Raw genomic sequence first — 12,207 nt, 5'->3', positions numbered from 1 at the left:
GGATTGAATTTAGACTATATAATGTAAAAAGTTGTAATAAAGTTGTAACAAATTGGAGGATTTCTTACATAATGAATAATAAATTGACAAGAGCCGTTAGCTATACCATCGCTGCTTGCGTCGTTGTTTCTAGTATATCACTCACCTCAGATGCAGCCGTTGCTACATCAGGTGTTAGCGCACTTTCAAGTGCTACAGGCGTTTTAGAGACTACTAATTACACTGCTTTTGCAGGAGCGCAGCTTACAGTTAACGATATGCTTGCTAATGCAACAGTTATAGCAGCAGATTCACAGTTGGCAGACAATGGGGCTGATGCAGTAGCTGCAGCAGAGAATCCATACGCTAATATAGCTATCGCACAGGTTGATAATTACGTATACATTCGCGAGACAGCTTCAGCTGAGAGCGAGTACGTTGGAAAGCTTTATAATAATTCAGCAGCTACAGTTTCAGATACTGTAGAGGCAGAAGACGGTACATGGTTACTTATCACTTCTGGTGATGTAACAGGTTATGTTAAGAGCGAATACGTTGTACAGAACGACGAGGAGCTTGCTAAGCAGGTTTCAAAGCGTCTTGCTACAGTTACTACTACTACTCTTCATGTAAGAGAGTCAGCTTCTACTGATTCAGCAGTTATCGATTTACTTCCTATCGGAGATGACCTTGTTGTTATCGATGAATCAGATATCGATAGTGGTTGGGTAAAGGTTACATGTAACGAGGGCGAAGGATATGTCAGCACAGATTATGTTGATATCTCTACAGACTTCACAGTTGCAGAGTCAAAGGAAGCAGAGCAGGCTCGTTTAGCTAAGGAAGAGGCAGAGCGAAAGGCAGCAGAGGAAGCAGCTAGAAAGGCTACAGCATCTGCAGCAGCAAAGAGCTCTACAAAAGAATCATCTGGTTCTTCTTCATCATCAGGTAAGAAGAGCTACGCTGCACCATCAGGTTCAGGCGGTGGTTCAGTCGTAAACTATGGATCACAGTTCGTTGGTAATCCATATGTATATGGAGGTTCATCACTTACAGGCGGTACTGATTGTTCAGGTTTCGTTATGAGCTGTTATTCAGCATTTGGTGTTAGCCTTCCACATTCTTCTAGTTCAATGCGTAGCGTTGGATATGGCGTTTCTTATGATGAGATGCAGCCTGGAGATATCGTATGTTACTCAGGTCACGTTGGTATTTATGCTGGTAACGGTACTCTTCTTCATGCATCAAACAAGAGAACAGGTATTACATACTCAAATGTAAACTACAAGAAGATTTTAGCTATCAGAAGAATCTTCTAATTGATAAGATAATTTAAATACTTAGGCATCACCCAGTGTGATGCCTTTTATTTTGGCTATATCGTCATACTATTTTTACAATTGTCAGAAAATGATATTTACACTTTGAGATGTTTTTTTAGATAATATTGCACAAAAGAATTGAATGTTAAAAATACATATAATAATCTATTGTGTGGAAACACAATATTTTATCAACAAAAAATCATACAATCAACGCGAAAAATCGGACTTGTGCACGGCTTATCCACTTTATCCACAATAATTGTGAACTAATAAGAAAAGTTATCCACAATTTACCGAAACATCTGTTTTGTCTCAAATCTACAAAACTTGTGAAATTGCTAAAAAGTCTTGACTTTAGAACTGAAGGAATTCTATCTGAAATATCTGAGTATTATCTGACAATTATTCATCGATTTGGTAATTATGTGAAACCGCACAAAAAACTTTTTGGAGTATAATTGTAAATTTGCATAAAAAAACACAATATAAGTATTCCCATTTTTGGTTATTTATATTAGAATAGGCATAGGTTATGTGAATTTGTATGCAAAATGGGAGTTTTACATTGTTTATATTGCATATATACACAGGAGGTATTCGATATGATTTCGAATCAAATTATGCAAAATACGCTAGAAGGGCTTCATCAGCTGACTAAGATAGACTTAGCAGTTATGGATTCTGATGGTGTCATGTGTGCAGCTACATTTGGGGACACTGCTCAATACTCAGACGCAGTGGCTGTTTTTGCGGCATCAGAGGCTGAAAGCCAGGTCGCTTTAGGCTGTCACTTTTTTAAGGTATTTGACGACCAGCAGTTAGAGTTCGTTGTCTTAGCTATAGGTGACAACGAGGAGTCTTCTACTATTGGTAAGATAGCAGCTTTTCAGATTCAGGAGCTGATGATTGCCTATAAGGAGCGTTTTGATAAAGATAATTTCATCAAGAATTTATTATTGGATAATTTACTTCTTGTTGATATCTATAATCGCTCAAAGAAACTGCATGTGGATATTAATGCCCGCAGAGTAGTTATGATTGTCGAAGTGGGTCCTGAGAAGGACGGCGATGAGCTCGACAGAGTGCGCTCTGTATTCGGCGGCAAGAATAAGGATTTCGTTACTGCAGTTGATGAGAGAAATATTATCGTTGTCAAAGAGCTTGGAGAGAACGATTCAAACACAGAGATTGATAAGATTGCAGCGGTTATTATCGATGCTTTCCATGATAAAGATACAAAGAAGGTTAGAGTCTCTTACGGTACAGTAGTAGGAGAGATTAAGGAAGTTTCTCGTTCATACAAGGAAGCTTCTATGGCTATGGATGTAGGCAAAATCTTCTTTAACGATCAGAATGTTATTGCATATTCTCAGCTTGGAATTGGACGTCTTATTTATCAGCTTCCTATTCCACTTTGCAAGATGTTTATCTCTGAGATTTTCGAGAACAAATCTCCAGATGATTTCGATGAAGAGACACTTACTACTATCAGCAAGTTCTTCGAGAACAGTCTGAACGTTTCAGAGACATCACGCCAGCTTTACATTCATAGAAATACTCTTGTGTACAGACTTGATAAATTGGAGAAGAGTACAGGTCTTGATTTACGTGTATTCGAGGATGCCATTACTTTCAAGATTGCTTTAATGGTAGTAAAATACATGAAGTATATGGAAAGTGAAAAGTTCTAGATATATTAGTTAGTTTGGAAATGAGGTATAGAATTGATACGATTAGATCATGTTAGTAAGTCCTATGAGGCTGGCAAGCCTGCCCTTGAGGACGTCACTATTCACATTGATCCAGGCGAATTCGTTTTTGTTGTTGGAGATAGTGGTTCTGGTAAGTCTACCCTTATCAGATTATTGTTGAAAGAATTGGAGCCTACCAAAGGCAAAATTTATATTAATGGTCAGGACTTAAAAAAGGTTACTCATAAAAAGGTTCCTATGTATCGTAGGAATGTTGGAGTAGTATTCCAGAACTTCCGACTTTTGCCAGATAGAAATGTCTACGAGAATGTAGCATTTGCTATGAAGGTTGTAGAGCGTTCAAACAGAGAAATAAAAAAGACAGTTCCAACAATGCTTTCACTTGTTGGTCTTGCAGCTAAATATAAATCAAAGCCTAGTCAGCTTTCCGGAGGAGAGCAGCAGCGTGTTGCTATAGCAAGAGCTCTTGTTAATGAGCCAAAGATTATTTTGGCAGATGAGCCTACCGGAAACCTTGATAGTGATAATACATGGGAAATCATGCGACTTCTTGACGAGATTAACCAGCGTGGCACTACAGTTGTTGTAGTTACACATAATATGGAAATCGTCAGAGCCATGAAAAAGAGAGTCATCACTATTAAAAAAGGTGTTGTAGTAAGTGATGTGGGAGGTGACAGCTATGAAGATTAGTACCCACATTTACAACCTGGGACAGGGCTTAAAGAACATCTGGAGAAACAAGATGTTCTCACTTGCTTCCATTGCTACAATGACAGCATGTATTTTCCTTTTTGGTATTTTCTTTGCCTTAGGAACTAACTTCCAGGCAATGGTTAAATCTGCTGAGGAAGGCGTTGCAGTTACAGTTTTCTTCGATGAGGGAATTACTCAGCAGCGTATAGATGAGATTGGTAATGAGATTAAAAAACGTGTAGAGGTTAAGAGTTACAATTATATATCTGCCGAGCAGGCATGGGCTGATTACCAGGAAGAATACTTTGGCGGAAATGAGGAGCTTGCAGCTGGTTTTGCAGATGACAATCCTCTTGCTAATTCAGCAAACTACGAGATATATCTTAACGATGTATCAATGCAGCCTACATTGGTTTCGTTCCTTAATGGTCTCGATGGAGTACGTCAGGTAAACCAGTCAGAGGTGGCAGCTAAGACACTTACTGATATCAATAGAGCCATTACAATTGTATCGATGGCAATTGTCATCATACTTCTTGCTGTATCTGTTTTCCTTATCAGCAACACTGTTATGGTTGGTATTTCAGTTAGAAGAGAAGAAATCGCTATTATGAAACTTATCGGTGCAAAGGACGCTTTCGTCAGAGCACCTTTCATAGTAGAAGGTGTTTTCATTGGTTTGATTGGTTCAATCATTCCCCTTGTCCTTCTTTTCTTCATTTATGAAAAGGTAATTGAATACGCTAGTTCAGAATTCAATTTCTTGAGCAATATGGTTACATTCATCCCAGTGGAGGAGATTTTTAGAACCTTGGTTCCAATTTCTCTTATTCTTGGTATCGGAATCGGCTGGTTTGGTTCTCGTGTAACACTGCACAAACATTTAAGAGTATAGTTAAAAATGTTTTATACAGGGAGTGCCTTGGCGGATGCTGAGGCACTTCTATATATATAATGGAGGTATGTAATGTTTGAAGATCAGAATGAACGAGTTGGGAAGGTAGTAGATCCAGAGTCAGTTAATTATTATTTTGAGGAAAAGGTACAGCCAAAGCCAAAGAAGTGGCCATTGTTTCTTGTGGGATTTTTAGGCATTTTACTTGGATGTATCGCGACAGTAATTGTTGGCCTTGGAATGGTTGGTTCAAGGATTTCATTTAAAGATGAGTCTTCTAAGGAAGTACTTGAATCCCTTCAGGGAGGAGAGTCTGGAGATTCAAAATTCAGCACTATTCTTTCTATAATAGAGACATATTATTATCAGGATGTTGATAATGACAAGCTGGTAAATGGTGTATACAAGGGTGTAGTTGAAAGTTTGGACGACCCATATTCTGAATATTACACAGCTGAGGAGTATCAGGATTTGATGGCTACCCTCACAGGAAATTATGCCGGCATAGGTGCCCTTCTTCAGAAAAATGCTGAAACAGGTGCAGTTTCTATTACAAAGATTTACAAGGATACACCTGCTGAAAAAGCTGGCCTCAAGGAAGGGGACTACATTATTTCTGCAGATGGATATCTTGCTACTGATGAAGGCCTTGATACTTTTGTTCAGCACATTCGTGGCGAGGAAGGTACAGACGTTGAGCTTGTTATTTCTCGAGATGGAGAAGAGCAGACAATAGTATGTACAAGAGCTTCTATTGCCACTCCTACAGTTGAGCATCAGATGCTTGAGGGAAATGTTGGTTACATTGCAGTTTCTCAGTTTACAGATCACACTTACAAAGATTTTGTAGAGGCATATAAAGACCTTGAGAAGCAGGGCATGACAGCAGTTGTTTTTGACATGAGAAATAATGGAGGCGGATTGCTTGATTCTGTTGTAGAGATGCTTGATTATCTTCTTCCAAAGGGCACTGTTGTTTACACAATGGATAAGGAAGGCAATCGTGAAGATTTCCTTTCAGATGAAGGCTCATCAAAGGATATTCCTATGGTAGTACTTGTAAATGGAAATACTGCATCAGCGGCAGAGATTTTCACGGGTGCCATCAGAGATTTTGAATATGGAACAATCATAGGAACAAACACATTTGGAAAGGGAATTGTTCAGTCTACAATTCCTCTTAGCGATGGTTCGGCATTAAAGCTCACCACTCAGACTTACTACACTCCAAGTGGCGAGTGCATCCACGGCAAAGGAATCGCTCCAGACATCGAGCTCGAGTACGAATTCCAGGGTGGCGAAGACGACGCTTATAGTGTAGACTTAGATAATCAAATCCAAAAAGCGTTAGAGGTATTACGTAAGTAATCAAAGAAATTATCTAATAGCATTTTTAGAAAAAGTAAGCCTGTAGCTATCAAGCTCTGAGTGTTACTCACGCGAAGCTTTCTTCAGCTGAGCGGAGTAATATCTCAGGCTTGAGAGCGTGACAGGCGTGTGATTTTGGAAAGAGGTGATTTCGTGATAGAACTTGATCAGTTCAAGCAGCGACTTACGTCGCAAAAGAATTCTATGACGGAAGTGAGGGATTCACTTTGACGTCGCAGCCAAGAAAGCTCGCATAGAAGAGCTTGAGCGCGAAATGGAAGCTCCAGATTTTTGGACAGATGCTACCACATCTACAGCCAAGATGAAAGAGCTCAAATCCATGAAAGATGACGTTGCGGTCATAGATAAGCTTGAGGATTTATATAAGGAAATAGAAGATTACATAGAGCTTGGAAATGAAGAAGAGGATCAGGAGATAGTAGATACTGTGGCTCTTCTTATTGAAGAGTTCGAGACAGATTTAGAGACTCTCAGAATGAAGACTCTTCTTTCTGGGGAATATGATGGAGATAGTGCCATCGTTACATTGCATTCAGGTGCAGGTGGAGTAGAAGCCTGTGACTGGGTACAGATGCTTTATAGAATGTACAGCCGTTGGGCTGGTGATATGGGCTTTGCCTTGGATGAGCTTGATTATCAGGAAGGCGATGAAGCCGGAATCAAATCAGTTACATTCCAGGTAAATGGGGAAAATGCCTATGGATATCTTAAGTCTGAAAAAGGTATCCACCGTTTGGTACGCATTTCTCCATTTAATGCACAGGGAAAGCGCCAGACATCCTTTGCCAGCTGCGATGTTATGCCAGACATAGAAGAGGATGTTGATGTAGAGATTAAGGATGAGGATATCCGAATCGATACATATCGTTCATCAGGTGCCGGTGGTCAGCATATCAATAAGACCAGCTCGGCTATTCGAATCACTCATTTCCCTACAGGAATCGTGGTTACCTGTCAGAACGAGCGAAGCCAGTTCCAGAATAAAGATAAGGCTATGCAGATGCTGAAGACTAAGCTTCTTCTTTTGAAACAGGAGGAAAATGCAGCCAAAGCCAGCGGTATTCGAGGCGAGGTATCAGAAATTGGATGGGGCAATCAGATTCGCTCTTACGTCCTTCAGCCTTACACTATGGTCAAAGATCTCCGTACTGGAGAAGAGTCAGGAAACGCCGATGCAGTCCTTGATGGTAAGCTAACCCCGTTTATGAACGCGTACTTAAAGTGGCTTTCTTTAGGATGCCCAGAGCGTAATGCATCAGATGATGAATAGAGTGTAACTTGCGTAAGGTTTAGAATACTTTCACAATTTAATATGATAAAGTACTTGAATTTAGGTAGTGTTTAATGTTATTATCTTTGAAGCGTGTACAAATGTATTTGTACAAAAGACACTTGTGGAGGAGATATGGCAGAGAAGACTACCTATTTTGTTTTAAAAGAAAAAGCTGTACCAGAAGTATTGCTAAAGGTTGTTGCCGCTAAAAAGCTTATTGATACTGGTAAATGCGATTCAGTTCAGGAGGCTACTGAAAAAGTTGGCATAAGCCGTAGCTCATTTTATAAGTATAAGGATGACATTTTCCCATTCCATGAGGATATAAAGGGAAAGACTATTAATATGGTTATCCAGCTGGAGGATGAGCCGGGAATTCTATCCAGAGTTTTGGAGGAGATGGCCCACTTCCATGTGAATATTTTGACTATACATCAAAGTATTCCGGTCAATGGTTTTGCCACCCTTACTATATCGGTGGATGTACTTGAGGATTCAGGAGATTTTTCTGATCTGGTTAGTGCTATCGAGGCCGTTGATGGTGTTCATTATGTAAAAATTTTAGCAAGGGAGTGACAACAGGATGAAAGCAGCAATTATGGGATATGGAACTATCGGTTCCGGTGTAGCAAAGGTTCTTGAGACAAACAAGGACATCTTGGCCGAGAGAATAGGTGAGCCACTTGAGCTTAAATATATTCTTGATCTTAGAGACTTTCCTGGTGACCCTAACGAAAAGTTATTTGTTAAGGATTACAAGGAAATTGTTAAAGATAAAGATGTCAAAATCGTTGTCGAGACAATGGGCGGAGTTGAGCCTGCATTTACCTTTGTGAAGGCAATGTTGGAAGCTGGTAAATCAGTCACCACATCTAATAAGGCGCTTGTAGCTGATAAAGGTGCGGAGCTGATGCAGATTGCAGAAAAGCACAAAGTTAACTTTGTGTTTGAAGCAGCCGTAGGCGGCGGTATTCCTATTATTAGAACCCTGACTGCCTGCTTAACTGGTGATGTTATAGAGAAAATCGATGCTATCTGCAACGGAACTACAAACTACATGCTTACAAACATGGAACAGTTTGGAAGTGATTATGCAGAGATTTTAGCAGAGGCTCAGTCATTAGGTTATGCTGAGAAGGACCCAACAGCTGATGTTGAAGGATTCGACAGCTGCCGTAAAATCGCCATCCTCACATCTCTTATTACAGGAAAGAATGTTGATTTCAATGATATTCCTACAGAAGGAATCAGCAAGATTTCCGCTACTGATTTCAAATATGCAAAGGCAATGGGAAGAAGCATTAAGCTTATTGCCCGCAGCGTAAAGGTTGGAGATAAATATGCATGCCGCGTAGCTCCATATTTAGTTAAGCCAGAGAACATGCTTTACCATGTTTCAGGTGTTATGAATGCAGTTTCTGTTAAGGGAAATATGCTTGGCGAGTCTATGTACTACGGTGCAGGCGCCGGAGCCCTTCCTACAGCATCAGCCGTTGTAGGAGATATGGTTTTCCTTGCTAAGAATATTGATAAATACGTGAAGATTGGCTGGACAGAAGATAAGTACCAGCTTGCAGATCCTTCTGAGGAGAAGTTCAGATACTTCGTAAGAACCTCAGCCCTTCAGTCTAATATTGAAAATGAATTCGAATCTGTCGAATACGCAAGCCTCGATTTAGACGAGGAAGTAGGTTTCATTACTTCAGAGATGACAGAGCACGAGTTCAACGAAAGAAAAGCTGCACTTGGTGGAATAATTTCAGTTATTAGATTGGCATAAGGAGAATAGACATGTACGTTACTTGCTTAGATTTAGAAGGTGTTTTGGTTCCAGAGATTTGGATTGCATTTGCAGAAGCTACAGGCATCCCTGAGCTTAAAAAGACAACAAGAGATGAGCCAGATTATGATAAGCTCATGAATTACAGAATCGGTATCTTAAAGGAGCATGGTTTGGGATTAAAGGAAATCCAGAACACTATTGCAACTATCGACCCACTTCCAGGGGCAAAGGAGTTCTTAGATAAGCTTAGAGCCTTTGGCCAGGTTATCATCATTAGTGATACATTTTCACAGTTCGCAGGTCCTCTTATGGAGAAACTTGGAATGCCTACTATTTTCTGTAACGAGTTAATCGTTGGAGACAATGGAGAAATCACAGGTTACAAGATGCGCTGTGACAAGAGCAAGCTTACTACTGTAAGAGCGTTACAGTCATGTGGATTTGAAACTATTGCCAGCGGCGACAGCTTCAATGACCTAGCAATGATTGAAGCATCAAAGGCAGGCTTCTTATTCAGAACTACTGATGCAATCAAGAGGGATTACCCACAGTATCCAGCCTTTGAAGAATACGACGATTTATACAACGCAATAATTGAAGTTCAAAAATAACAAAAAAGCAAGTTTTGGTATCTATTATCAAAACTTGCTTTAATTTTACCAAAATTCTTTCCCTGTCGAACACTTGTCTATTTTACCTAAAGCTAGAATCCCTTAAACTTACGAAAATATACATAATTGACAGTTTGTTAATATACTAACAATGACAATTTTGAGCAATTATGAACAACTAATGGTAAATATGTGAAAATTTTATGTTGAATTTTACCCAAGTGTCGTGTATCATTTACATATAAAAGTTAATAAATGCCCGTGAGAGATGAGAATGTGGCTGTGTCGAGAGTTGGAGCTCTTGTATCTTTAGGCATGTTCTTTTTTTGTGCCTAAAAACAATAGGGGTATTAGAGGGAGTAAACATAATGCACAGAGACTTCATTGAAAAGCTGGAGGCAAATCCAGTAATCGCAGCCATAAAAGATGATAAAGGGCTTGAGAAGGCAATAAAAACTGATTGCGAGATAATCTTCATACTGTATGGAGATGTTTGCACGATTCCAGGTATCGTGGAACGAATCAAATCTTCAGGAAAAATCGCCATGGTTCACCTTGACCTGATTGCAGGTCTCAACAATACCAAAGAAATCTCAGTAGACTTTATCAAGAATAACACCCACGCTGATGGAATTATCACTACAAAGGGAAATCTCATCGGAAGGGCAAAGGAGTTGGGCTTATATACAGTGCTCAGATATTTCGTAATCGACAGCATGGCGCTTGTTAACATTGAGAAACAGGACCGGCACGGGGTATCTCAGCCAGATGTCATCGAGATTCTCCCTGGTATAGTCTTACCAAAGATTATCAAGAGAGTTAACAAAGCCAGTAAGGTTCCTGTTTTGGCAGGAGGTCTTATCGGCGACAGAGATGATGTAATGAATGCACTTAATAATGGGGTGCTTGCCGTATCTACAACGAACGAAGAGGTATGGAAGCTTTAAGTGATTCATATTTTGACCACTCCTTAGTATTAGCCAAAGCCACAAGGCAAAAGAAGGAGGAGTAATAATGGCAAAATACGTAATGGCGCTCGATGCCGGAACAACAAGTAACAGATGTATCCTTTTCAATGAGAAAGGTGAGATGTGCTCTGTTGCACAGAAGGAATTTACACAGTATTTCCCACAGCCAGGCTGGGTAGAGCATGATGCTAATGAAATTTGGCAGACACAGCTTTCGGTAGCACGTGAGGCTTTGAGAAAGGTTGGTGCCAAGGCTGAAGATGTGGCAGCAATCGGTATCACTAACCAGCGTGAAACAGTTATCGTTTGGGATAGAGCAACAGGACAGCCTATCACACACGCAATCGTATGGCAGTGCCGTCGTACAGCTGACTGGGCTGAGCAGATGAAGGGAAAGATTCCTGGCATCGTTGAGAAGTTCCAGCAGAAGACAGGTCTTAAGTTTGACCCATATTTCTCAGGAACAAAGATTCGTTGGATCCTTGATAATGTAGAGGGTGCTCGTGAGAGAGCGGAAAAAGGTGAGCTTTGCTTTGGTACTGTAGATTCATGGTTAATCTTCAAGCTTACAAAGGGCAAAGTACACGTTACAGATTACTCTAACGCTAGCCGTACATTATTATTCAACATCAACACTCTTGAGTGGGATGATGAGCTTTGCCAGATTCTTGATATTCCAAAGAGCATGCTTCCAGAGGTTAAGCCTTCAAGCTGCATCTATGGTGAGTCAGATCCAGAATTCTTTGGCGGTCCTATCCGTATCGCTGGTGCTGCTGGTGATCAGCAGGCAGCTCTTTTCGGACAGACATGCTACAAGGAAGGCGAGGCAAAGAATACATATGGAACAGGTTGCTTCATGCTTATGAACACAGGTGAGAAGCCAATCTTCTCTAAGAATGACCTTCTTACAACCATCGCATGGGGATTAGATGGAAAGGTTACATACGCACTTGAAGGTTCTGTATACGTTGCTGGTGCTGCTATCCAGTGGCTCCGTGACGAGTTAAAGATTGTAGATTCTTCACCAGATTCAGAGTACTTCGCTACTCGCGTTAAGGATACAAATGGATGCTACGTTGTACCTGCATTTACGGGTCTTGGTGCACCTTATTGGGATCCATATGCACGTGGAGCTATCACAGGTCTTACACGTGGTGTAAATAAATATCACCTTATCAGAGCAACACTTGAGTCTCTTGCTTATCAGACATACGATGTTCTTCATGCTATGGAGCTCGACTCTGGAAAGCATCTTACAGCTCTCAAGGTTGACGGTGGTGCATCAAACAACAACTTCTTGATGCAGTTCCAGGCTGATATCATCAACACTGACGTTCTTCGTCCAAGCTGTGTTGAGACAACAGCTATGGGTGCTGCTTACCTTGCAGGTCTTGCAGTTGGATATTGGAAGAGCAAAGAAGACGTTATCCAGAACTGGTCAGTTGATCGTGAGTTCAAGCCAGAGATGACAAATGCTGATAGAACAGCTGCTATCAAGGGATGGTCTAAGGCTGTTGCAGCTACAAGAGGCTGGGCAAAAGAGTAAACAATTAAAATTAAATAAAAGGGGGTTAAT

At 40.5% G+C, this 12,207-nt stretch carries 11 protein-coding genes; all 11 read left to right on the top strand.

The window, feature by feature from the left end; all coding sequences use genetic code 11:
• The first annotated feature begins 71 nt into the window (after positions 1-71).
• The gene (locus tag G592_RS0113580) at positions 72-1,298 is read left to right on the top strand and encodes an SH3 domain-containing C40 family peptidase (RefSeq protein WP_028248297.1); all 1,227 of its coding nucleotides are present in this window, start codon (positions 72-74) and stop codon (positions 1,296-1,298) included.
• Positions 1,299-1,906: 608 nt separating this feature from the next.
• Entirely contained in the window at positions 1,907-2,995 is a 1,089-nt protein-coding gene (locus G592_RS0113575; protein WP_028248296.1) for a PucR family transcriptional regulator, read from the top strand.
• 33 nt (positions 2,996-3,028) lie between these two features.
• Positions 3,029-3,709, top strand: coding sequence for a cell division ATP-binding protein FtsE (gene ftsE / locus G592_RS0113570; protein WP_028248295.1), 681 nt, complete (start codon positions 3,029-3,031; stop codon positions 3,707-3,709).
• Positions 3,699-4,607, top strand: a complete 909-nt coding sequence (gene ftsX / locus G592_RS0113565) for a permease-like cell division protein FtsX (RefSeq protein WP_028248294.1) — start codon at positions 3,699-3,701, stop codon at positions 4,605-4,607. Before ftsE ends, ftsX begins: the two co-directional genes overlap by 11 nt.
• 72 nt (positions 4,608-4,679) lie before the next feature.
• The gene (locus G592_RS0113560; RefSeq protein WP_051194936.1) at positions 4,680-5,975 is read left to right on the top strand and encodes a S41 family peptidase; all 1,296 of its coding nucleotides are present in this window, start codon (positions 4,680-4,682) and stop codon (positions 5,973-5,975) included.
• A 153-nt stretch (positions 5,976-6,128) separates the two neighbouring features.
• Positions 6,129-7,266, top strand: a protein-coding gene (gene prfB / locus G592_RS0113555) for a peptide chain release factor 2 (protein ID WP_155942212.1) whose coding sequence is annotated in 2 segments (ribosomal slippage) — positions 6,129-6,203 and positions 6,205-7,266 — 1,137 coding nt in all. Because the reading frame shifts where the segments join, the coding sequence is not laid out codon by codon here.
• A 135-nt stretch (positions 7,267-7,401) separates the two neighbouring features.
• Complete coding sequence (locus G592_RS0113550; protein WP_028248291.1) at positions 7,402-7,845, top strand: ACT domain-containing protein; 444 nt, start codon at positions 7,402-7,404, stop codon at positions 7,843-7,845.
• 7 nt (positions 7,846-7,852) lie between these two features.
• Entirely contained in the window at positions 7,853-9,049 is a 1,197-nt protein-coding gene (locus G592_RS0113545; RefSeq protein ID WP_028248290.1) for a homoserine dehydrogenase, read from the top strand.
• An 11-nt stretch (positions 9,050-9,060) separates the two neighbouring features.
• Positions 9,061-9,663 (top strand): bifunctional phosphoserine phosphatase/homoserine phosphotransferase ThrH, encoded by a 603-nt coding sequence (gene thrH / locus G592_RS0113540; RefSeq protein ID WP_028248289.1) that lies wholly within the window; start codon positions 9,061-9,063, stop codon positions 9,661-9,663.
• Positions 9,664-10,031: 368 nt separating this feature from the next.
• A complete protein-coding gene (locus G592_RS0113535; RefSeq protein ID WP_028248288.1) occupies positions 10,032-10,610 on the top strand; it encodes a glycerol-3-phosphate responsive antiterminator in 579 nt (192 codons plus the stop codon).
• A 67-nt stretch (positions 10,611-10,677) separates the two neighbouring features.
• Positions 10,678-12,177 carry a glycerol kinase GlpK gene (gene glpK, locus G592_RS0113530; RefSeq protein ID WP_028248287.1) on the top strand — a complete coding sequence of 500 codons (1,500 nt, stop codon included), beginning with the start codon at positions 10,678-10,680 and terminating at the stop codon, positions 12,175-12,177.
• Positions 12,178-12,207 lie beyond the last annotated feature (30 nt).

Origin of the sequence: Pseudobutyrivibrio ruminis CF1b (assembly GCF_000424005.1) — a bacterium.
Lineage (GTDB): Bacteria > Bacillota > Clostridia > Lachnospirales > Lachnospiraceae > Pseudobutyrivibrio > Pseudobutyrivibrio ruminis_C.
The sequence above is the reverse complement of the archived record's forward strand: the minus strand, read 5'-3'. Positions and strand labels throughout refer to the sequence as shown.